Origin of the sequence: Catenulispora subtropica (assembly GCF_039531675.1) — a bacterium.
Classification (GTDB): Bacteria; Actinomycetota; Actinomycetes; order Streptomycetales; family Catenulisporaceae; genus Catenulispora; species Catenulispora subtropica.
In genome coordinates this window covers 1-21,794 of record NZ_BAAAQM010000024.1, presented here as the reverse complement: position 1 = coordinate 21,794, position 21,794 = coordinate 1, and the positions used below count along the sequence as shown (strand labels likewise).

Sequence of the window (21,794 nt, the reverse complement as noted above, 5' to 3'; positions counted from 1 at the left end):
TTTTTACGCTCAGCAGGCCAGGGGGTAACCCGCCCCCTGACCGGGGCGTGGCCGCGCGGCCCCGGTGAGGTCGACGCAGCCGCCGTACGCCGCGGCGGCCCGCGCGTAGACGGCGACGAAGTCCCGGGCCGAGTGCGAGAAGTAGCGCTCGGCGGCACGCGGGTAGTCACCCCACTTGAAGGGCCGCGGATCGGTCGGATCGACGGAGGAGTCGTACGCCATGAAGCTGGGCCAGCTGATGTTGATGTCCAATTCCATCGCCCGCACCGCCCCGGCCTGCTGAAGCGCGGTGGCCAGCGAACGCGGCGACATCACCGGCCCGAGGGCGAAGACGACGTCCCCGGCCCTGGTGACGCCGACACCGGAGCGCCGGACATAGGTGGCACCCCCGTCGGTGACACCCCAGGTGAAGAGCGAGTCGATGGTGCTCGCGATGCGCCCGCCGTCGATCATCAGCTGCCGCTGCTGCCGGACACCGACGACGGAGGAGTCCATCCTGACGTCCCGCCCCCAGACCCCGACGGTGAAGGACCCGTCCCGATGGAACACCTCGGCGGCGACCCCGGGGACGAGCGGACCGTACTGCTTACCGTCGAGGAAGAAGCCACCCCCGGAGTCACCCATGAGGAAGCCACCGTTCCAGGTCGCGATCAGACCGGAACGGCTCTCACGCGGCAGCATGTCGGGCTGCGACCAGGTCCCACCCGGCTGCGCGTAACCGGGGTGCAGCTCGAAGCGCGCGGCCGACTGCCGGATCCACGCGATCGCCACCGGCGACGAACTGCCCCCGGCCCGAAGCATGGTGCCCTGCACGACGGGCTCACCGTGCGAGTCGGCCGCGAGGACACGCCACTCGCCCTCCCCGGCGAACGACCGCTCGGCGGGCCGCACCAGCGGCGCCTGCAACGGCGCGACGGGACGGGAGACGCGGACGCGACCGGACAAGCCGACCGGCGCCGCACCGGCCTTGCCATCGTGCTGCGCGGCCGAGGCGGCCGCCGTCTGCTCGCCCGGTCCCGCGTTCGAACCGTGCGCCCACACGGCACCCGTGACCGCCGCGGCCGCCGCCATACCGACGGCCGCCACCGGGATCCATCGCGCTCGAACGCGCTTCACGTCTGCACCCACGAGCGGGTTTTTGCCCAGGTCGGGGGGCGGGCAGACGGCGCCGAATGGCTGAGTTGGGGGGTGGACAGGCGGGCTGGCGGCCGCTTCGGATGGTGGGCTCGGCCAGCCCACACGGCGGTGGGCTCACCACCTGGCCGGGTGGGCTCGCGGCCTTGCGCACAGGCCGCGAGCCTCCAGTGGCGGCTGTTCGTCAGGCCGCGAGAGGCAGTTCCGTCGCCGCCACGTTGCTGCGGCTCGCGGACGCCTCGGCAGCTGAGCCGGCGGCAGCCGGGGTGGCTGCGGCCGTGAGGGCGGGCACCAGCGTGCCGGTCTCCGCCTCCTCCCGCTCAGACTCGCCGGCCGAGCCCGGCGAGCCCGGCGACCCCGGCGACCCCGGCGAGCCGGGCAGCCCCAACGCCCCGGGCGAGCCACCCGGCCCCGTGCCCGCGCCGGCGCCGGTGCCTACGCCCGCGCCCGCCGCCTCGTGCCGGTGCCGACCCGGGCCGGGGATGCGGGTCGGCGGGTTGGCGCGGCGGTAGACGGTGGTGCCCCAGCGGAGGTCGTGGCCGATGGCCTGGACGTCGAGTTCGGCGGTGGTCATCTGTTCCTCGCCGCGGCGCCAGCGGCTGATGCGGAGGCGGCCGGTGGCGACGACGGGGTCGCCGACGCCCATGGAGCTGGCGACGTGGTCGGCGAGGGTGCGGAAGCAGATGGCGCTGTAGTAGCTCGGGTCGCCGTCACCCCAGGTGCCGGTGCGTTTGTCGTAGCGGCGGGGGGTGTTGCGGATCTGGAAGCGGGCCGTGGGGGTCTCATCGGAGGCCTGGCTGTAGCGGACGTCGCTGCAGACTGTGCCGACGACGGTGACGGTGGTTTCGTTCATCGGGCATCCCCCTGGATGTCTGGATCGGCGGGGTGCGATCGCCGGCCCCCCGGTGTTTCGTTGGTGGGACCAGATTCGCATTCTTCGCCAATCGGGCACAAGGGTTCGAAGGACGGTGCACTCTTTCGGCTCAGTCAGGGCTCTTCCGTGCGGGGGCCTGCGGTTTTAGTGTGCTCCGAAACGAAGCCGACGCAGGAGGCCCGTCGTGACCGGTACCGAGAGAGACGTCGAGGACTTCATCGCCGCCGTGCGGGGGCAGACCGTGCCGTCGCTGCTCGACCGCAACGCGTCCGAGCACGCGGAGCGGCCCGCGCTCACGGGTGCGCCGGACGCCGACGGGAACGCCGTCACCCTCACCTGGGCCGAGTTGCGGGAGCGGTCCGCGGAGTTCAGCGAGGGACTGGTGGCGCTGGGGCTGGAGCCAGGGGACCGGCTGCTGACCATGATGTCCAGCCGCCTTGAGCACTGGATCACCGACTACGGCGCCCAGCACGCCCGCGCCATCCCCTGCACGGCCTACGCCACGCTGTCCACCGACCAGATCGGCTACGTCGCCGCGCACAGCGCCGCGCCGATCGTCGTGCTGGAGGGGCGCGCCGAGATCGAGCGCTGGCAGCCGGTGCTGGGCGATCTGCCCGAGCTGCGACATGTCGTGGTGGTCGAGGAGGCCGACGCCGTCGTGGCCGGTGAGGCTGCGCACGGCAAGCAGTTCCTGCCGTTCAGCGCCGTCCTGGCCATCGGGCGCGAGCGCCTGGCCTCCAACCCCAGTGTCTTCGAGCAGCGCTGGCGCCAGATCAGACCCGAGGACCCGGTCGGGATGATGTACACCTCGGGCACCACCGGCGATCCCAAGGGCGTCGTCCTGTCCCATCTCAACGTGCTCTACGAGGCGGCGGTCGTCGACGGCATCACCACCATCGAGGACTTCCCGGAGACCATCGCCTACCTGCCGCTGGCCCACATCGCCGAACGCGAGCTCAGCCTCTACGGGTCGGTGTTGAAGGTCGCGCACGTCCACCTGTGCCCGGATCCGCGCCAGGTGGCCGGGGCCCTCGGCCGCGTCCATCCCGGCGGCCTGTTCGGTGTCCCGCGGGTCTGGGAGAAGCTCGCCGCGGGCGTCCAGGGCCTGCTCGCGATGGCCGAGCCGGCGCAGCGGGAAGAATTCGAACGGGCCCACGCGCTCACGCTGGAGGCGTTCGAACTGCAGACCGCCGGCAAGCAGGTGCCGGAGGACCTGGCCGAGGCGGTCGCGGAAGCCGACCGCAAGGTGCTGGCGCCGGTGCGGGCGATGCTGGGGATGGACCGGATCACGCGGGCGACCAGCGGGGCCGCGCCGATCTCCGTGGAGACGCTGCGGTTCCTGCACGGTCTCGGCGTCCCGCTGATGGAGGTCTGGGGCATGTCCGAGACCAGCGGCGCCGCCACCTGCTGCACGCCGGAGGCCAACCGTGTCGGCACCGTCGGCAGACCGATCCCGGGCGTGGACCTGAAGCTCGGCGACGACGGCGAGGTCTTCGTCCGCGGCCCGATCCTGCTCTCCGGCTACCTGCAGCCCGACGGCACCGTGGTCTCGCCGCTCGACGCGGACGGCTGGCTGGCCACCGGGGACGTCGGCACCCTCGACGCCGATGGCTTCCTGACCATCACCGACCGCAAGAAGGAGCTCATCATCACCTCGGGCGGCAAGAACATCGCCCCGACGCTGATCGAGAGCCACCTGACGACGCACCCGGCCGTCGGCTTCGCCACCGCGATCGGCGACCGCCGCCCCTACGTCACGGCCCTGATCGTCCTGGATCCCGACGTGGTCCCCGCCGATGCCACCCACTCCCCCGAGACCCGCGCCGCGGTCGACCGGGCGGTGGCGAACGCCAACGCGAAGCTGTCGCGCGTCGAGCAGGTGAAGAAGTACACGATCCTCGACGGGCCCTGGACGCCGGACACCGGCGAAGTCACACCGAAGCTGAGCCTGCGCCGCCGCGTCATCACGGAACGCTACGCACAGGTGATCGACGACATGTACGCGCAGATCGAGGAAGAGGAAGGTCAGGCGGAAGCAGACAAGACATAGGCGCGATACCGCCTACGAAAGTCCCGCATATAGAACGTCATCGGCAGCTGACGTATCCGCCGGGGTACCCACGGATACGTCAGCCGCGTCAGCCGCATCGCCAGCCGGAACGCCCGCTCGCGGCGGGGGCTCCAAGCGAGCCCGTACTGTTCTCTGATGCGCTCCGGCAGGAGTCCCGCCGTGATCAGCCGGTTCGTGGGCAGCAAGGCGCGCAGGTACCAGGGCAGCGCCCGGCTGTACATCAGGTCGCGGTAGATGCGCTTGGCATCGTCGGAGATCTCCAGCGTGTCCACTTGGCGCTGCCAGTATTCGTCGAACTCGGCGACCGACGACGGCCACATGTCCTGCGGGCAGCCCAGCTGCGTCGCGTACCGCCCGCTCTCCCGGCAGTACTCCTCCTGCATCGCCGGCGGCATCGGCCCGAGCGTCAGTTCGTAGATCCGCACGCCGGAGTCGTAGAGCGTCGCGGCCACCCACAGCTGGAGCTCGGGGTCGTCGGCCGAGTACCCGGGCCCGACGACGTGCTTGTGGACGCGGTTCACCGTGGCGGCGATCCAGGCGCTCTCGTCCGAGGTCCCGAACGACGAGCCGTAGACGTAGTCCAACGTCCCGCGCAGCCGTTTGAGCGGATCCTCGGTGAAGCGGCTGTGCTCGGCCACCCCGCGCCCCACCATCGGATGGGCGACCTGGAGCAGGATCGCCCGGGCCGCGGCCGCGAGCACGCAGGCCTCACCGCTCACCCGGCGGAGCGCGATCTCCTCGTCATGCCTCACGACCACCACGCTAAAGGGCATCTCGAACGCCCGCTATTTGTCCATGGCGCCCATAGCCGAATCACACCCCGCCGGACGTTGACGCGCTGGCCACAGGCTCCACGCCCCCGGGAGGGAGGTCCGGCCGGGGTTCGCTTGGAGTCTTCTCCCCCGCTGCTTGGATTTTACCGTTACGTCTCAGATCACGCATTTACAAGCACTGCGATGCGCACCTACATTCACAGGGCATCTCGCGCGAGTGCCACCCTCACCGCCGTCCCCCATCGCCCTGGAGTGAGATGTCTCCTCTGACCAGACGCAAATTCCTGTCCGCCTCCGCCGCCACGGCGGCCGGCGCCGCCTTCCTGCCGGAATCCCTCCGCACCGCCATGGCCGCGACCGCGGGCATGAGCGGCACCCTGAGCGACGTCGCCCACATCGTCGTCTTCATGCAGGAGAACCGCAGCTTCGACCATTACTTCGGTTCGCTGGCCGGGGTCCGCGGCTTCAACGACCCGACGCCGTTCCGGTTCCAGAACGGCACCTCGGTGTTCACCCAGCCCAACGGGTCCGGCACGCTGCTGCCCTGGCACCTGGACACCAGTACCACCAGCGCGCAGTGCGTCGCCGACCTGGACCACGGCTGGAGCGGCACCCACAACGCCTGGGCCGGCGGTTCCTACAACGGCTGGGTCGCGGCCAAGACCAACAAGACGATGGGCTACTACACCCGCGCGGACATCCCGTTCCAGTACGCGCTGGCGGACGCCTTCACCATCTGCGACGCGAACTTCTGCTCGGTCATGGGACCGACCAACCCGAACCGGCTGTACCTGTGGACCGGGATGATCGACCCGAACGGCACCGGCGGCGGCCCCGTCACCGACAACTCCGAGGCCGGCTACACCTGGACCACCTACCCCGAGCGCCTTCAGGCGGCGGGCGTGACCTGGAAGGTGTACCAGGAGACCGACAACTACGACGACAACGCGCTGGCCTGGTTCAACCAGTTCAAGAACGCGAGCACCAGCAGCCCGCTCTACCAGCGCGGCATGGTGAAGGCCGCGGACTCGGTCGCGGCGTTCCAGGCCGACGTCACGGCCGGGACGCTGCCCCAGGTGTCCTGGATCGTCGCCCCGGCCGGCAAGTCCGAGCACCCGAACTACGCCCCGGCGCTCGGCGCGGACTACGTCTCGAAGATCCTCATGGCCCTGTCCTCGAACCTGAACGTGTGGTCGAAGACCGTGCTGATCCTGAACTACGACGAGAACGACGGCTTCTTCGACCACGTCATCCCGCCGACCCCGCCGGCCGGCACGCCCGACGAGTTCGTGAGCGGCGTGCCGATCGGGCTGGGCGTCCGGGTGCCGCAGATCGTGATCTCCCCCTGGTCGCAGGGCGGCTGGGTGGACTCCACGATCTACGACCACACCTCCTCGATCCGGCTGATCGAGAAGTGGACCGGCGTGCAGGAGCCGAACATCTCGGCGTGGCGGCGCGCGACCTGCGGCGATCTCACCAACGCGCTGAACTTCGCCACCTCGACCACCACGTTCCCGAGCCTGCCGGCGACCGGCCCACTGGTGACCGCGGCCAACAACCAGTGCTCGACGCTCCCGGCGCCGACACCGCCGGCCAGCCAGAGCATGCCGGCCCAGGAGTCGGGCACGAAGGGCCAGCGCCCCACCCTCTACCAGCCGAACGTCACCGGCCGGTACGACCTGGCCGCCGGCCGGTTCTGGACCGACTTCTCCAACGCCGGTACGCAGGCCGTGCCGTTGCAGGCCTACACGATGGCCTACCGCGCCTTCGCGAACTGGCAGTACCTCGTCCAGCCGAACTCCACGTCCTCCGACTACTGGAGCGCGCAGAGCGTCAGCGCCGGCAAGTACTCGATCGACGTGCACGGTCCCAACGGTTTCCTGCGCTCCTTCGTCGGCGACCTGACCACCATCGGCAACGCCTCCCTGGCGCACCTGGAGGTGAAGCCGAGCTACGACACCGCGAACAACAAGCTGGTGCTGACGATGACCAACACCGGCGGCGCCTCCGCGGTCGTCACGGTGAAGGCCAACACGTACATCACCGGCGGCCCGTGGACGTTCACCGTCGGCGCCGGCGCCACGGTCACGAACGCGTGGGCCACCGCCGGCGGCTGGTACGACCTGACCGCCACCGCGGACGTCGGCGACAACTTCCTGCGCCGGTTCGCCGGCAAGATCGAGGTCGGGCAGCCGGCGGCGCCGACCGGCGGCCCGGCGCCGGGGGTGCTGGACCGCACCGGCTGGACCGTGAAGTATTACGACAGCCAGGAGACCGTCGGCGAGAACGCCCCGGCGACCAACGCCGTCGACGGCAGCACCACGACGTTCTGGCACACGCAGTGGTACAACATCACGCCGAACCCGCCTTGTCCGCACGAGATCCAGCTCGACATGAAGTCCTCGCACTCGGTCTCCGGCTTCACCTACCTGCCCCGCCAAGACGGCAGCAAGAACGGCTGGGTCGGCCAGTACGAGTTCTATGTCAGCGCGGACGGCACCGACTGGGGCACGGCGGTCGCGACCGGCACCTTCGCCAGCAGCAACAGCCTGAAGACCGTGAACTTCGGCGCCGTGACCGGCCGCTACGTGCGGTTCCGGGCGCTGACGGAGGTCAACGGGAACCCGTGGACCTCCTGCGCCGAGCTGAACGTCATCGGCATCTGACGTCCTCGCCCCGGGGATGCGCTACCTGAAGGCCGGGTAGCGCATCTCCAGCAGGTCGTGGGACGGGTCCAGGTTGTGCGGTTCGGACCCTCCGGTCAGGACGAACCCCTCGCGCTCGTAGAAGCGGCGCCCACGATCGTTGTCGTCGCGGACCAGGAGCATGAGCTCTTTGGACTCGGTGGTCTTCGCGAAGTCGATGGACGCCTGGTTGAGGCGCCGGGCGACGTCGGTGCCCCGCGCCTCGGGCCGGACATAGACGCCGATGACGATGTGCGTCGCGGGCCTGGTGAAGTGCGGCATCACGCCCCACATGCCGACCAGCTTCCCGGTGGCGTCGTCGACGGCGACGTAGAAGGCCTGAACGTGCGAACCGGCGTTGTCCCGGGCGCGCTCCTGCCAGAGCTCGTCGGGGTGGGCGAGGGCGTTCTCGTGCGTCTGCCCATAGTTGGTCGGCGAATCAAGCAGCGCTTCGAGACGCAGCTCCCGGAACTCTCGCCATTCCTCCGCAGTGGTGCGGCGCACGGTGTAAGCCATGCGCCGATCTTCACAGGCGTACAGAGCCGGACGCTACTCAGTTACATGTGGGTGCCGCCATCGATCCGGATCTCGGTCCCCGTGATGAACTTGCCGTCCTCCGATGCCAGCATCGCCACCACGCTCGCCACGGCCTCCGGGCCCGCGAAGCCCTGACCGATCGCCGGCAGCAGCTTCATGATCAGGTTCCAGTCGACATCGTGCTCGGGGAACCCGGGGCCGACGTTCTCCTTGGAAGTCCCGGAGGCGTCGGTCATGCCGGAGGAGATGGAGCCCGGGCAGACACTCACAGCGCGCAGGTTCTGCTTGGAGTACTCCAGGGCTATCGCGTGCGTGAAGCTCTGGATGGCGCCCTTGGAAGCGGCGTAGGCGGCCATGTAAGGGTGCGCGAAGGACGCGGAGGTCGAGGAGAAGTTCACGACCACCGGCGTCTCGGTCTTCAGGAGCTCCGGCAGTGCCTCGCGGGTCATCAGGAAGGTGCCGGTGAGGTTGACTGTCAGGACCCTGTTCCAGTCGGCCAGCGGCATCTCGTGGGTGTGCGCGGCGCGCAGGATGCCAGCGGCGTTCACCAGCACGTCCAGCCCGCCCAGCACGCGCACGGCCTCGGCCACGCCGGCTCGCGCCGAGTCCTCGTCAGCGATGTCGACCACGACCGTCGCCAGCCGTCCGGCCGTCCCCTCCTGCTCGGCCTTGGAGACGGTCGCCTTCAGCCCCTCCTCCGAGACGTCGGCGGCCACCACCGACCCGCCCTCGGCCAGCAGCCGCAGGACCGTGGCCTGGCCGATGCCGGAGCCGCCACCGGTGATCAGGACGCGGCGGCCCGCATAGCGGGAGAGGGCGGTGGTCATGGTGAGTTCCTTCCGGTTGGGTGTATTTCTATTAGAAATACTATGGCGTAGCGCGGCCGAGGGCGGACCCACCGTAACGAGAGCTGCGCCACCCCGCCAGAGCCGTTTCCGGCCACCCGCGCGGCTGTCCCAGCAAGCGCAGCAGTCCCACAGAACCGACCATCACCGTATGGTCGCCAAGCATTACGCCGAGATCTTCCGGGCCCCGGGCTCGAAGGGGTTCTCGTCGGCGGCCTTCGTCGGGCGGCTCCCGATGTCGATGCTGGGCCTCGGGACCATCCTGATGATCAAGGAGTCGACCGGGAAGTACGCGCTGGCCGGCGTGGTGTCCGGGACGCTGGCGCTGGTCCAGGCGTTCTTCGGGCCGTTCCTGGCGCGGCTGGTGGACCGGCGCGGGCAGGCCGAGGTGGTGTTCCCGATGCTGGCGGCGTCGGCGACCGCGCTGGTGGCGCTGATGCTGTGTGTCCGCTTCGACGAGCCGACCTGGTCCTGGTTCGCCTCCGCGGCGGTGGCCGGGGCCTTCATGCCGAACGTCGGCGCGCTGGTGCGGGCCCGCTGGGCCAAGATCTACACCGGCACCAAGCGGCTGCACACCGCGTACTCGTTCGAGGCGGTGATGGACGAGGTCGTGTTCATGATCGGCCCGATCCTGGTGACCTTCCTGACCCTGCAAGTACACCACGAGGCCGGCGTCGGCCTGGCGACCGCGCTGCTCGTCGTCGGCACCACGGCGTTCCTGCTCCAGCGCGGCACGCAGCCCGCCCCGCATCCGCACGAACACCTCACCGGACCGGCCGCGATCGCCATCCCGGGCATGCGCGTGGTGCTGGTCTGCGCCATCGCGATCGGCGTCATGTTCGGCTCGGTCGAGGTGGTCACCGTCGCCTTCGCCGAGGAACACGGCCACAGCGACTGGGCCGGCTTCCTGCTCGCCGTGTACGCCGGCGGCTCGTTCGTCGCCGGCCTGATCTTCGGCGCGGTGCACTGGAGGATGCCGCTGGCCCGCCGGATCATGATCCTGCTGGCGGCGGTCCTGGTCACCGCCGCGCCGATGGCGCTGGCCCCGAACATCGGCGTGCTGGCCCTGGTGCTGCTGCTGGCCGGGTTCGCCATCTCCCCCACCCTGATCACCCTGGCCGCCCTGGTCGAGGACCTGGTCCCGGCGGCCCGGCTGACCGAGGGCATGGTGATCGAGACCACTGGCGCCGCGCTTGGCATCACCACCGGTTCGGCGGTGGCCGGCTGGGTCATCGACAAGTCCGGAGCGCACACCGCATATCTGGTCCCAGTGGCAGGAAGCGCCCTCGCGCTCTTGACTGCGCTGCTCGGCTCGCGTTGGCTACGTGCGGGGGATCCGGCGATCGAATGAACCGGCGCGGAGCGACGAGCCGCACCGGCGGAAAGAATGCGGGTGAGGCGTGGCGGGCGCGAACGAGTGGTCCAACTGGGCCGGCAACCAGAAGGCGAAGGCGGCCCGTGTGGCCACGCCCCAGTCCGCCTCCGAGGTCGTCGAGGTCCTGCGCGCCGCGGCGGACGACGGCCTGACCGTGAAGGCGGTGGGCTCCGGCCACTCCTTCACCCCGGCCGCGGTCACCGACGGCGTGCTGATCAAGCCCACGGGCCTGACCCGGCTCAAGCAGATCGACAAGGAGGCCGGGCTGGTCACCGTCGAGTCCGGGATGCCGCTGCACCAGCTCAACGCGCTGCTGGCGGAGAACGGCCTGGCGCTGACCAACATGGGCGACATCCAGGTGCAGACGGTGGCCGGCGCGATCGGCACCGGCACCCACGGCACCGGCCGGACCTCCGGCTCGATCGCGGCCCAGGTGGCGGCGCTGGAGCTGGTGCTGGCCGGCGGCGAGATCGTGAACTGCTCGCCGGAGCAGAACGCCGAGCTGTTCCAGGCCGCCCGCCTGGGCGTCGGCGCGGTCGGCTACGTCACCGCGGTGACGTTCCGCACCGAGCCCGCCTTCCTGCTGACCGCCCGCGAGGAGCCGATGCGGCTGGACGCGGTGCTGGACGGCTTCGACGACCTGGTCGCCGACAACGAGCACTTCGAGTTCTACTGGTTCCCGTACACGGACCGGACCAACATCAAGCGCAACAACCGCGCGACCGGCCCGGCCGCCCCGCTGTCCGGGTTCCGGCACTGGATGGACGACGAGTTCCTGTCCAACTCGGTGTTCGGCGCGGCGCAGCGGCTGGCCCGCACCGCGCCCCGGCTGACCCGGACCGTGCAGAAGGTCTCCGGCTCGGCGCTGTCCGCCCGCACCTACACCGACCGCTCGGACAAGGTCTTCACCTCGCCGCGCCGCGTGAAGTTCGTGGAGATGGAGTACGCCATCCCGCGCGCGGCCTTCGTCGAGGTGTTCCGCGAGGTCACCCGGACGATCAACGCGTCCAGCTGGAACGTGAACTTCCCGATCGAGGTCCGCGTGGTGCCCGGCGACGACCTCTGGCTGTCCACCGCGCACGGCCGCGAGACCGCCTACATCGCCTGTCACATGTACCAGGGCACTCGGTTCGACGAGTACTTCAAGGCCGTCGAGCAGATCTTCACCGCCCACGAGGGCCGGCCGCACTGGGGCAAGATGCACACCCGCGACGCCGAGTACCTCGGCAAGACCTATCCGCGGTTCGAGGACTTCCTCGGAGTGCGCGACCGGGTGGACCCGAAGCGGCTGTTCGCCAACGAGTACACGCGGCGCGTGTTCGGGGAGTGAGCCGCAGCGCGACCGCGCCGCGTTCCGGCCCGGTCGCGCGCACCGCGTGAGACGCACAGTCCGCATCCCGGACGACAGTGGACGCTTCCCGGAGACGCTGCCACGCTGAGGAACATGTCCCGTGCCGGAATCGCCCTCGTCAGTCGACGCCACGTCGACTACGGACGTCTCTCCAGCATGGTCTGTACCGCCGCGCGCTGACCCAGACCGCTCTGCTTGTCTCCCCGCCGGCCGTACGACCTCCTAAAGGACCCTCCCGACATGTCTGCCACGCAGCCCACGCCTGCCCGCGCCGCTCGTCCCCGCCCGCAGCGCGGCGAGGGCCAGTGGGCCAAGGGCTACTTCACCCCGCTGAACGGCAACGAGCAGGTCAAGAAGGACGACGACGGCCTGAACGTGCGGGCCCGCATCGAGAACATCTACGCCTACGGCGGCTTCGACTCGATCGACGGCTCCGATCTGCGCGGCCGCTTCCGCTGGTGGGGCCTGTACACCCAGCGCCGCCCCGGGATCGACGGCGGCAAGACCGGGATCCTGGAGCCGCACGAGCTCGACGACGAGTACTTCATGCTGCGCGTCCGCATCGACGGCGGCCGGCTCACGCTGGAGCAGCTGCGGGCGATCGCCGAGGTGTCGGAGAAGTACGCGCGCGGCACCGCCGACGTCACCGACCGGCAGAACATCCAGCTGCACTGGGTGCGGGTGGAGGACGTGCCGGCGATCTGGAAGACGCTGGAGGGCGTCGGCCTGAGCACCGCCGAGGCCTGCGGCGACACGCCGCGCGTGATCCTCGGCTCGCCGGTGGCCGGCATCTCCGCGGACGAGGTCCTCGACGCCTCGCCGGCGATCGACGAGATCCAGCGGCGGTTCATCGGCAGCAAGGAGTTCTCCAACCTGCCCCGCAAGTTCAAGACCGCGATCAGCGGCCTGCAGGACGTGGTGCACGAGATCAACGACATCTCGTTCGTCGGCGTCGTGCACCCCGAGCTCGGCCCGGGCTTCGACCTGTGGGTGGGCGGCGGCCTGTCGACGAACCCGCACTTCGCCAAGCGGCTCGGCACCTTCGTGACGCTCGCCGAGGTGCCCGAGGTCTGGGCCGGCGTCTGCGGCATCTTCCGCGACTACGGCTACCGCCGCCTGCGCAGCCGCGCGCGCCTGAAGTTCCTGGTCGCGGACTGGGGCGCGGAGAAGTTCCGCGAGGTGCTGGAGACCGAGTACCTCAAGCGCGCGCTGCCCGACGGCCCGGCGCCGGAGGCCGCCCCGGCCTACGACCGCGACCACATCGGCGTGCACCCGCAGAAGGACGGCAACCACTACGTCGGCTTCGCCCCGCGCGTCGGCCGGCTCGACGGCGCCACCCTGGCCAAGATCGCGGACCTGGCCGAGGCGGCGGGCTCGGACCGGGTGCGCACCACCGCCGAGCAGAAGCTGATCATCCTCGACGTCGCCGCGGACCGGGTCGACGAGCTGGTCGCCAACCTGGAGGCGCTGGACCTCCAGGTGCGGCCCTCGGTGTTCCGCCGCTCGACCATGGCCTGCACCGGCATCGAGTTCTGCAAGCTGGCGATCGTGGAGACCAAGAACCGGGCCTCGACGCTGATCGACGAGCTGGAGCGGCGGCTGCCGGACTTCGACCAGCCGCTGACCATCAACGTCAACGGCTGCCCGAACTCCTGCGCGCGGATCCAGGTCGCCGACATCGGCCTGAAGGGCCAGCTGGTGATCGACGAGCACGGCGAGCAGGTCGAGGGCTACCAGGTGCACCTGGGCGGCCACCTGGGCGCCCAGACCAAGCCCGCCGACGAGACCGCCGACGCGCAGGACGGCGCGTTCGGCCGCAAGGTGCGCGGGCTCAAGGTGACGGCCGCGGCACTGCCGGACTACGTCGAGCGCCTCGTGCGCCGGTTCCAGGAGCAGCGCGCCGAAGGCGAGACCTTCGCCCAGTGGACCGCGCGCGCCGGCGAGGCGGACCTGTCGTGAGCGAGCGCGCGGCGCCGGCGTACTGCCCGTACTGCGGCGACGAGGACCTGCGGCCGGAGGAGGGCGGTCACCGGCGCTGGTCCTGCCGGGGATGCCGAAGGGTGTTCGAGGTCTCCTTCGTCGGGTTGCTGGCGCCGGGCGGCCCGCCTTCGGGTTCTGACATCCGCGGCGAGGATTAACCACTCGTTTCAGCGGAGTCGGCTCGGCCGCAACGGGTAAGCCGCAACAATGGTCGTCTTACCCTCGACGAGGAGCCGCCCGTGACGATATTCGGCCCCGACATCTCCTCATATCAGAGCGGCCTGGACCTGTCCCGGCTCTCCTCCGCCTCGTTCGTCATCGCGAAGACGACCGAGGGCACCTACTACACCGACGCCGACTACCAGGCGTGGCTGCGGCAGACCCAGAACCTCGGCAAACCGTTCGTCTGGTACCACTTCCTGTCCGGCGAGGACGCGAACGCCCAGGCACGGCACACCCTCGCCAACGTCGGCGACAGCGCGCTGCCCGGCATGCTGGACGCCGAGCCGGCCGGCTCGTTCTCACCGTCGCTGGCGCAGATGGTCGCGTACGTCGACGCCGCGCACGCCGCGGGTCTGAACCTGCGGCTCGTGTACCTGCCGCGCTGGTACTGGCAGCAGATCGGCTCGCCGAGCCTGTCCGCCTTCACCAGCCGCGGCCTGTCCCTGGTGTCGTCGTCGTATCCCGGCGGCTCCGGCAGCGCGCCGAGCATCTATCCCGGCGACGGCGCGGCCGGCTGGGAGTCCTACGGCGGCATGGCGCCGCTGCTGTATCAGTTCACGAACCAGGCGTCCGACGGCGGGCAGCTGCTGGACTACAACGCCTTCCGAGGCTCGGCCGGCCAGCTGGCCGAGGCTCTCGCCGCACCCACCCAGAACCCGACGGAGGACGACGACGTGCCCGCATTCGCGACTGGAGAAGTCAAGCCCGGCCAGGGCGTGGTGACGATGGTGTGCCCGCCTCCGGCCAACCTCGGCGCCGCGGGGTGGGGCAACGTCTGGTTCAGCCTCGGCGCCGACTTCGGCGAGGCCCATGTCCGGGTGGCGATCTTCACGCACGGCCAGGGCTGGTCGCACATCTACGACGACGTGACGGTCCGCGCGACCGACGACCGCGTGAACCCGTTCGGCGGGCCGCTGCCGACCGGCGTGCAGAAGATCAGCATCTCGCGCGTGTCCAACGTGGACGTGCCGCTGGCCTACCTGATCGAGGCGGCGCACCGCTGAACGCCGCCTTAACCGTTTGAGGCCGACCCGTTGACCCGGGTCGGCCTCGTTGCTAGTTTCCCCCTCGCCGACGATCTCAGGGCCCTGGATGGACCGGTTTCGTCGGGCACTGCGCAACAGGCCCCATCGCACCACGGACCACGGACCGCCGGCGCGCCCCACCCCCGCGTGCCCTGATTCCGTGCGCCCTCGCACCACACGCCGGCGCGGCCGACCCGGCCGACCGGCGAGGTCCCAGCGAGAGGAAGCCATCGCATGTCCCCCACCTTCCCCGCCCGCCGCCGCGGCAAGGCGCGCGTGGGCGCCGCGCTCGGCGTCAGCGCCACGCTGCTCGCGGCGTTCGGCACGGCCGGTTCGGCCCAGGCCACGTCTGCCACGGTCCGCCACGGAGTCTTCCCCACGGTCTCCGGGGCCGCGCAGATCCGTGCGAACGCCGTCGGCCAGGCGAGCTCCGACGAGACGCTGTCCTACGGCGGCGGCATCGACGGCATCGGCGTGATGAGCGGGCAGCCCAAGGTCTACCTCGTCTTCTACGGCAGCCAGTGGGGTACGCAGACCACCGACGCCAACGGCAACCTGAAGTTCTCCAACGACGCCAAGGGCGGCGCCCCGGTCGCCCAGATGATGTTCAAGGGCATCGGCACCGGCAGTGAGGCATGGTCCGGGACCATGACCCAGTACTGCGACGGTCCGCTGGTGAGCACCGGCGCGACCAGCTGCCCGTCCGGTGCCGCGCACGTGCCGTACCCGACCGGCGGGGTGCTCGCCGGCGTCTGGTACGACAACTCGGCGAAGTCGCCGCGAGCGGCGTCCGGGCACCAGCTGGGCGCCGAGGCGCTGAAGGCCGCGCACCACTTCGGCAACACCACCCCGGCCTCGAACCGGTACGCCTACTACGTGATCCTCTCGCCGCACAACACGAACCCCGACCACTACCAGAACGCGTACTGCGCCTGGCACGACTACAACGGCGACACCACGCTGACCGGCGGCGCCGTCGCCTCCGACGTCGGCGACTTCGCGTTCAGCAACCAGCCGTACAACATGGACAGCGGCGCCGGCTGCGGTGTGAACTTCCTGAACTCCGGCAGCGCGGGCACGCTGGACGGCTGGACGATCACCCTGGGCCACGAGTACAGCGAGACCATCACCGACCAGAACCCGGCCGGCGGCTGGACGAACAACATCGCCGGCTCGCCGTACCAGGGTCAGGAGAACGCCGACGAGTGCGCCTGGCTCAAGGGCGTGACCGGCGGGGTCGGCAACGTGACGATGGGGAACGGGACGTACACCGAGCAGGGCAGCTGGTCGAACGACACCGACCAGTGCGCGCTGACGCACTCGACCGTGAGCTGATCTCCGCACGAAGCGGTGCGGCGGCCGCCCTTCCCGGGGCGGCCGCCGTCCTTCACTCCGAGATCGCGATCGTGTCCGCCGGCCCCGAGGCTTCGAGCGCGGGCCCGGGCCCGCCATGACGCGGCGCGTCCACCTCGATCTCGCGCGCCCGCGCGGTCTCCGTCAGGCTCCGCCGCACGTCCGGCCACGTCGCCATGACCAGCGACGCGAAGACTCCGGCCTGCATGGTCTTCTCCCGCCCGAGCATCCCCCGGTACACGATCACACTCACCACGTCGCCGCCGCGGGCCTTGGTCAGGCGGGGGCCGGCTATGTCGCCGAGCAGGGCCATCGCGTGGTCCACGACCCACTTGCGGCCGGGGACCGGCGGGAGCATCGACCGGATCTTCTCCGCCTCGCGGGCCATGGCCGCGTCCGAGACCACCTCGACCACGTCGCGCACCTCGAGACGGACGACCTTCTCCCAGGGCACGTCATCGCCGTCGAAGCCGACGGTCTCCGGACCGACGGCGACCGCGCCGTATCGGCTGAGCAGACTCAGGGGCTTGAGCGCCAACGCCGGAAGGTCGGTCGTCTGTCTGAGGTACCCCGCCAGCGAGAGTTCCCATGGTGCCTCAGCGGGCGCGGACGGCATGGACATCGACAGTCTTCTCCGGTCCCCCACGCGGCTCACTCTAGCGGCCCGGCCGCGTACACCCGCGCCCAGTAGGCTCTGAGCGGGCATTTCGGCGAAGTCGCCGAGGAGGCCGCGCGCGACGTGCGGCTCCTGTAGTGTCGTGAGACACACAGTCCGCATCATGGACGGCAGTAGACGACCCGCGTGGCGCGTGCGACTCTCTAGTCATGTCTCGTGCTGGAATCGCGCTCGTCGGTCGACGTCACGTCGACTTCGGACGGCTGTCCAGCATGGTCTGTATGCCGGCCCAGTAGACCTCGCCCGCGATCTGTAGACCGAAGATCCACAGGGCGCACGGTCCGCCGGCGCTTCCCCACGCCACCCGCGAATCCGCCGCATCGGCGCGGCCGCGGCGCGTCGGGCGTCCGGTACGCCCGCGCGCCCGCCAGTTTGAGGGGAAGCCCCGAAATGTCAGCGGACACCAGGACGGACCTGCGGGCGCTGGCCGAACAGGCCAACGCAGAGCTGGAACACGCCCCGGCCGGGCGGATCGTCGAGTGGGCCCACGCCACCTTCGGCGCGGACCTGGTCGTCGCCTCCTCCATGGCCGACACCCACCTGGTGCACGTGGCCTCGGCCGCGGCACCGGGCATCGACGTCGTCTTCCTGGACACCGGCTACCACTTCGCCGAGACCGTCGGCACCCGCGACGCGGTCGCCGAGGTCTACCCGGTGCGCCTGCTGAACATCACGCCCCTGCGGACCGTCGCCGAGCAGGACGCCGAGCACGGGCCGCGCCTGTACGAGCGCGACCCGGACCGGTGTTGCGCGCTGCGCAAGGTCGAGCCGCTGGAGCGGGCGCTGAAGCCCTACACGGCCTGGATCAACGGCATGCGCCGGGAGGAGGCGCCGACGCGCGCCGCCATCCCGGTCATCGGCTACGACGCCAAGCGGGACATGGTGAAGATCTCCCCGCTGGCCACCTGGACGCAGGACGACGTCGACGCCTACGTCGCCGAGCACGGCGTCCTGACCAACCCCCTGTTCCTCGAGGGCTACACCTCGATCGGCTGCGAGCCCTGCACCCGCAAGCCCCTGCCGGGCGAGGACCCGCGGGCCGGGCGCTGGGCCGGAAGCGCCAAGACCGAATGCGGACTGCACACCTGACATGAGTACCCTGACCCACGACGAGCCGGCCCCGTCGCGCACCCATCTGCGCACGCTGGAGGCCGAGGCGGTGCACATCATCCGCGAGGTCGCGGCCGAGTTCGAGCGGCCGGTGCTGCTGTTCTCCGGCGGCAAGGACTCGATCGTGATGCTGCACCTGGCGCTGAAGGCGTTCGCACCGGCGCCGCTGCCGTTCGGACTGTTGCACGTGGACACCGGCCACAACTTCCCTGAGGTGCTCCAGGTCCGCGACCGCACGGTCGAGCAGCACGGCCTGCGGCTGTACGTGGCGCACGTGCAGGACTACATCGACGACGGCCGCCTGGTCGAGCGCCCCGACGGCACCCGCAACCCGTTGCAGACGGTGCCGTTGCTGGACGCGATCCAGTCCAACAAGTTCGACGCCGTGTTCGGCGGCGGACGCCGCGATGAGGAGAAGGCCCGCGCCAAGGAGCGGGTCTTCTCGCTGCGGGACGACTTCGGGCAGTGGGACCCCAAGCGGCAGCGCCCGGAGCTGTGGCGGCTCTACAACGGCCGGCACCGGCCCGGCGAGCACGTGCGGGTCTTCCCCCTCTCCAACTGGACCGAGCTCGATGTGTGGCAGTACATCGCCGAGCAGCGGATCGAGCTGCCGGAGATCTACTACGCGCATGAGCGCGAGGTGTTCGCGCGCGGCGGGATGTGGCTGGCGCCCGGGGACTGGGGCGGGCCGCGCGAGGGCGAGACGCTTCAGCGCCGCCAGGTGCGCTACCGCACCGTCGGCGACATGTCCTGCACCGGCGCCGTGGATTCCGACGCCACCGACATCGAGGCGGTCATCGAGGAGATCACCGCCTCCCGCATCACCGAGCGCGGGGCCTCCCGCGCCGACGACAAGCTGTCCGAGGCCGCCATGGAAGACCGCAAGAGGGAGGGCTACTTCTAATGACCGTTCTGCTGGACGCGCCGGTGGAGAAGGACACTGAGGTCGCCGGGCTGCTGCGGCTGGCGACCGCGGGCTCCGTGGACGACGGCAAGTCGACCCTGGTGGGCCGGCTGCTCTACGACACCAAGTCGGTGTTGGCCGACCAGTTCGAGGCGGTCGAGCGCACCTCGCGCGACCGCGGCCTGGAGCAGGCCGACCTGGCGCTGCTGACCGACGGCCTGCGCAGCGAGCGCGAGCAGGGCATCACCATCGACGTCGCCTACCGCTACTTCGCCACCCCCCGGCGCCGGTTCATCCTGGCCGACACGCCCGGGCACGTGCAGTACACCCGGAACATGGTCACCGGCGCCTCGACCGCCGAGCTCGCGGTGATCCTGGTCGACGCCCGCAAGGGCCTGGCCGAGCAGACCCGCCGCCACACCGCGGTGTCCGCCCTGCTGCGGGTGCCGCGGGTGCTGCTTGCCGTGAACAAGATGGACCTGGTCGGCTTCGACAAGGACCGCTTCCACGAGATCGAGGCCGACTTCGCCGCCTACGCGACCGCCCTGGGCGTGCAGCACCACGCGGCGCTGCCGGTGTCGGCGCTGCGCGGGGACAACGTGGTCGAGCCCTCGGCGGATCTGGCCTGGTTCGAGGGCCCGACGCTGCTGGAGTACCTGGAGAACGTGCCGGTGGAGGCCGAGCGGGCCCCGGCCGGCCGGTTCCCGGTGCAGTACGTGATCCGGCACCAGGCCGACGACTACCGCGGTTACGCCGGCACCGTCACCTCCGGGCACCTGGAGGTCGGCGACCAGGTCGTGGTGCTGCCCTCCGGCCAGCGCTCGACGATCGCCGGGATCGACCTGCTCGGCCGCCCCGCCGGGCGCGCCGCCGCCGGGCAGGCCGCCACCCTGCTGCTGGCCGACGAGCTCGACGTCTCCCGCGGCGACCTCATCGCCCCGGCCGACGCCGCGCCGGTCGCGGTGCAGGACGTCACCGCGACCGTGTGCCACCTGTCCGAGCGGCCGCTGAACGTCGGCGACCGGGTGCTGCTCAAGCACACCACGCGGACCGTGAAGGCGATCGTCAAGGAGATCTCCGCCAAGCTGGACATCTCCGACCCGCTGGCCGCCGCCGGGGCTCCGGACGCCGGGACCGACGAGTTCGACTGGGACGACGCCGCCCCGGCCGGGCACAGCCTGCACGCCAACGACATCGGCCGCGTCGTGCTGCGCACCGCCTCCCCGATCCTGCTCGAGCCCTACGCCGCCGACCGCGAGACCGGATCGTTCCTGCTCATCGACCCGGCCAGCGGCGACACGCTGACCGCCGGCATGTCCGGCGACCCGCTGGGGGTCTTCTCGTGATCGAGCACGCCTTGTTCTCCCACAACTTCACCGGTGACATGCGATGTCGCGTCCTGGCCTGCCGCGCGGCCCACTTCCGCCATAGACCTGCCTGGTAAGCGCACTGCTTGGAGCTTCCGTTGATACGTAAGGCCTTTTCGGCTGCCGCCGCGACCGCGGCCGCCGTCTGGATGATCGCCTCGCTGGTGATCGTCATCGCCGCGTATGCCTCGGCGGCCCAGGGCTCCAGCGGCTCCGGCTCGTCCCAGTCCGCTTCGACGTCCTCGGAGACCTCCTCCGGGACGGCGTCCACCGCGGCCTCCGAGCTGCGGCTGGGGTACTTCGCGAACGTCACGCACACCACCGCCGTGGTCGGCGTCGCGCACGGCGACTTCGCCAAGGCGCTGGGCTCCACCAAGCTGACCACGCAGATCTACAACGCCGGCCCGGCGGAGATGACGGCGCTGCTCGGCGGCCAGCTCGACGCCGCCTATGTCGGGCCCTCCTCGGCCCTGGCGGCGTTCACGCAGTCCCACGGCGAGGCGCTGCGCATCGTCGCCGGCGCCACCACCGGCGGCGCCGAGCTCGTCGTGCGGCCGTCCATCGGTTCCGCGGCGGACCTGAGGGGCAAGGTCCTGGCCACGCCCCAGAAGGGCAACACGCAGGACGTCGCGTTGCGCTCCTGGCTCAAGCAGAACGGCCTGACCGCGAACGCCGACGGCACCGGCGACGTGTCGGTGGACCCGCAGGACAACGCGGCCACCCTGGACCAGTTCAAGGCCGGCCACATCGACGGCGCCTGGCTGCCCGAGCCCTGGGCCTCGCGGATGGTGCTCGAGGCCGGCGCCAAGGTGCTGGTGGACGAACGCGACCAGTGGCCGGGCGGCCGGTTCGCCGCCACCAACCTGGTGGTGTCCGCCGACTTCCTGGCCGCGCACCCGGACACCGTCAGGGCCCTGATCGCGGGGCAGCTCGCCGCCAACCAGTGGATCACCGCGAGCCCCGACGAGGCGCGGCAGCTGGTCAACGACCAGCTGAAGAAGCTCACCGGCAAAGCCCTGAGCCCCGCGGAGATCCAGCGCGCGTTCGGCGAACAGGCGGTCACCGACGACCCGCTGGCCGCCTCGCTGCACGCCTCGGCCGACCACGCGGTGGCCGCCGGCCTGCTGAAGAAGACCGACCTGCACGGCATCTTCGACCTGACCGCGTTGAACACCGAGCTGGCCGCCCAAGGCCGGCCGGCGGTGTCCGACGCCGGGCTGGCGAAGAAGTAGCGCAGAAGACCGCGAAGGGGAGAGCGTCATGACCGCCACCATCGAGAGCACCGTGCGGCCCGGCACCGGCACCAGCATCGGCACAGGCAACGGCATTGGCACTGGCGCCGGCACCGGCACCGGCGCCGGTGTCATTCAGAGCGCGGTCCGCATCTCCGGGGTCGGCAAGGCCTTCCGCGGCAGCCCCACGCCGGTGCTCGACGGCATCGACCTCGATGTCGCCCCCGGCGAGTTCGTGTGCCTGCTCGGGGCCTCCGGTTGCGGCAAGTCGACGCTGCTGA

19 protein-coding genes are annotated in these 21,794 nt (G+C 70.7%); 13 read left to right on the top strand and 6 right to left on the bottom strand.

Translation table 11 applies throughout. The annotated features are described in order from the left end of the window. Window positions 1-9: 9 nt before the first annotated feature. A complete protein-coding gene (locus tag ABD466_RS21210; protein ID WP_344658862.1) occupies window positions 10-1,116 on the bottom strand; it encodes a hypothetical protein in 1,107 nt (368 codons plus the stop codon). A 202-nt stretch (window positions 1,117-1,318) separates the two neighbouring features. Then, window positions 1,319-1,987 carry a single-stranded DNA-binding protein gene (locus ABD466_RS21205; protein WP_344658861.1) on the bottom strand — a complete coding sequence of 223 codons (669 nt, stop codon included), beginning with the start codon at window positions 1,985-1,987 and terminating at the stop codon, window positions 1,319-1,321. A 205-nt stretch (window positions 1,988-2,192) separates the two neighbouring features. On the opposite strand from ABD466_RS21205, the gene ABD466_RS21200 reads away from it, so the two are divergent. Beyond that, window positions 2,193-4,058 (top strand): AMP-dependent synthetase/ligase, encoded by a 1,866-nt coding sequence (locus ABD466_RS21200; RefSeq protein WP_344658860.1) that lies wholly within the window; start codon window positions 2,193-2,195, stop codon window positions 4,056-4,058. Here the strand turns inward: ABD466_RS21200 and ABD466_RS21195 are convergent. Further along, the gene (locus tag ABD466_RS21195; protein ID WP_344658859.1) at window positions 4,034-4,831 is read right to left on the bottom strand and encodes an oxygenase MpaB family protein; all 798 of its coding nucleotides are present in this window, start codon (window positions 4,829-4,831) and stop codon (window positions 4,034-4,036) included. The genes ABD466_RS21200 and ABD466_RS21195 overlap by 25 nt on opposite strands. A 278-nt stretch (window positions 4,832-5,109) precedes the next feature. Here ABD466_RS21195 and ABD466_RS21190 point away from each other — a divergent pair, with 278 nt between their 5' ends. Beyond that, window positions 5,110-7,518 carry a phosphocholine-specific phospholipase C gene (locus ABD466_RS21190; RefSeq protein ID WP_344658858.1) on the top strand — a complete coding sequence of 803 codons (2,409 nt, stop codon included), beginning with the start codon at window positions 5,110-5,112 and terminating at the stop codon, window positions 7,516-7,518. Window positions 7,519-7,539: 21 nt separating this feature from the next. On the opposite strand, the gene ABD466_RS21185 is transcribed toward ABD466_RS21190, so the two are convergent. Continuing rightward, complete coding sequence (locus ABD466_RS21185) at window positions 7,540-8,052, bottom strand: GNAT family N-acetyltransferase (protein ID WP_344658857.1); 513 nt, start codon at window positions 8,050-8,052, stop codon at window positions 7,540-7,542. 41 nt (window positions 8,053-8,093) lie between these two features. Then, window positions 8,094-8,900, bottom strand: coding sequence for an SDR family NAD(P)-dependent oxidoreductase (locus tag ABD466_RS21180; protein WP_344658856.1), 807 nt, complete (start codon window positions 8,898-8,900; stop codon window positions 8,094-8,096). Between the two features lie 169 nt (window positions 8,901-9,069). Here ABD466_RS21180 and ABD466_RS21175 point away from each other — a divergent pair, with 169 nt between their 5' ends. The 6 genes from ABD466_RS21175 (at window position 9,070) to ABD466_RS21150 (ending at window position 16,206) form a co-directional block, all read left to right on the top strand. After that, a complete protein-coding gene (locus ABD466_RS21175) occupies window positions 9,070-10,269 on the top strand; it encodes an MFS transporter (RefSeq protein WP_344658855.1) in 1,200 nt (399 codons plus the stop codon). 49 nt (window positions 10,270-10,318) lie between these two features. After that, window positions 10,319-11,623 carry a D-arabinono-1,4-lactone oxidase gene (locus ABD466_RS21170; RefSeq protein ID WP_344658854.1) on the top strand — a complete coding sequence of 435 codons (1,305 nt, stop codon included), beginning with the start codon at window positions 10,319-10,321 and terminating at the stop codon, window positions 11,621-11,623. A 261-nt stretch (window positions 11,624-11,884) separates the two neighbouring features. Continuing rightward, on the top strand, window positions 11,885-13,603 hold the full coding sequence (locus ABD466_RS21165) for a nitrite/sulfite reductase (protein WP_344658853.1): 1,719 nt from the start codon (window positions 11,885-11,887) through the stop codon (window positions 13,601-13,603). After that, on the top strand, window positions 13,600-13,782 hold the full coding sequence (locus tag ABD466_RS21160) for a hypothetical protein (protein ID WP_344658852.1): 183 nt from the start codon (window positions 13,600-13,602) through the stop codon (window positions 13,780-13,782). Before ABD466_RS21165 ends, ABD466_RS21160 begins: the two co-directional genes overlap by 4 nt. An 81-nt stretch (window positions 13,783-13,863) precedes the next feature. Continuing rightward, window positions 13,864-14,850: a GH25 family lysozyme gene (locus ABD466_RS21155; protein ID WP_344658851.1), complete on the top strand. Its 987-nt coding sequence runs from the start codon at window positions 13,864-13,866 to the stop codon at window positions 14,848-14,850. 255 nt (window positions 14,851-15,105) lie between these two features. Next, complete coding sequence (locus ABD466_RS21150) at window positions 15,106-16,206, top strand: hypothetical protein (RefSeq protein ID WP_344658850.1); 1,101 nt, start codon at window positions 15,106-15,108, stop codon at window positions 16,204-16,206. Window positions 16,207-16,258: 52 nt separating this feature from the next. Here the strand turns inward: ABD466_RS21150 and ABD466_RS21145 are convergent, their stop codons facing one another. Further along, window positions 16,259-16,846, bottom strand: coding sequence for a hypothetical protein (locus tag ABD466_RS21145; protein WP_344658849.1), 588 nt, complete (start codon window positions 16,844-16,846; stop codon window positions 16,259-16,261). Between the two features lie 444 nt (window positions 16,847-17,290). On the opposite strand from ABD466_RS21145, the gene ABD466_RS21140 reads away from it, so the two are divergent. The 5 genes from ABD466_RS21140 to ABD466_RS21120 all read left to right on the top strand — a co-directional run. Beyond that, on the top strand, window positions 17,291-17,989 hold the full coding sequence (locus ABD466_RS21140; RefSeq protein ID WP_344658848.1) for a phosphoadenylyl-sulfate reductase: 699 nt from the start codon (window positions 17,291-17,293) through the stop codon (window positions 17,987-17,989). A gap of 1 nt (window position 17,990) precedes the next feature. Continuing rightward, window positions 17,991-18,914, top strand: coding sequence for a sulfate adenylyltransferase subunit CysD (gene cysD, locus ABD466_RS21135; RefSeq protein ID WP_344658847.1), 924 nt, complete (start codon window positions 17,991-17,993; stop codon window positions 18,912-18,914). Further along, on the top strand, window positions 18,914-20,260 hold the full coding sequence (locus ABD466_RS21130) for a sulfate adenylyltransferase subunit 1 (protein WP_344658846.1): 1,347 nt from the start codon (window positions 18,914-18,916) through the stop codon (window positions 20,258-20,260). The genes cysD and ABD466_RS21130 overlap by 1 nt, the downstream gene beginning before the upstream one ends. A gap of 119 nt (window positions 20,261-20,379) precedes the next feature. Beyond that, window positions 20,380-21,513, top strand: a complete 1,134-nt coding sequence (locus ABD466_RS21125; protein WP_344658845.1) for an ABC transporter substrate-binding protein — start codon at window positions 20,380-20,382, stop codon at window positions 21,511-21,513. A gap of 28 nt (window positions 21,514-21,541) precedes the next feature. After that, on the top strand, window positions 21,542-21,794 hold a 253-nt coding region (locus ABD466_RS21120; protein ID WP_344658844.1), incomplete at its 3' end, for an ATP-binding cassette domain-containing protein.

Bases quoted from the DNA above. Each gene is read 5' to 3' on its own strand.
- ABD466_RS21175 (WP_344658855.1), top strand. From the start codon at position 9,070: ATGGTCGCCAAGCATTACGCCGAGATCTTCCGGGCCCCGGGCTCGAAG.
- cysD (WP_344658847.1), top strand. From the start codon at position 17,991: ATGAGTACCCTGACCCACGACGAGCCGGCCCCGTCGCGCACCCATCTG.
- ABD466_RS21190 (WP_344658858.1), top strand. From the start codon at position 5,110: ATGTCTCCTCTGACCAGACGCAAATTCCTGTCCGCCTCCGCCGCCACG.
- ABD466_RS21130 (WP_344658846.1), top strand. From the start codon at position 18,914: ATGACCGTTCTGCTGGACGCGCCGGTGGAGAAGGACACTGAGGTCGCC.
- ABD466_RS21150 (WP_344658850.1), top strand. From the start codon at position 15,106: ATGTCCCCCACCTTCCCCGCCCGCCGCCGCGGCAAGGCGCGCGTGGGC.
- ABD466_RS21185 (WP_344658857.1), bottom strand. From the start codon at position 8,052: ATGGCTTACACCGTGCGCCGCACCACTGCGGAGGAATGGCGAGAGTTC.
- ABD466_RS21180 (WP_344658856.1), bottom strand. From the start codon at position 8,900: ATGACCACCGCCCTCTCCCGCTATGCGGGCCGCCGCGTCCTGATCACC.
- ABD466_RS21145 (WP_344658849.1), bottom strand. From the start codon at position 16,846: ATGTCCATGCCGTCCGCGCCCGCTGAGGCACCATGGGAACTCTCGCTG.
- ABD466_RS21205 (WP_344658861.1), bottom strand. From the start codon at position 1,987: ATGAACGAAACCACCGTCACCGTCGTCGGCACAGTCTGCAGCGACGTC.
- ABD466_RS21165 (WP_344658853.1), top strand. From the start codon at position 11,885: ATGTCTGCCACGCAGCCCACGCCTGCCCGCGCCGCTCGTCCCCGCCCG.
- ABD466_RS21140 (WP_344658848.1), top strand. From the start codon at position 17,291: ATGTCAGCGGACACCAGGACGGACCTGCGGGCGCTGGCCGAACAGGCC.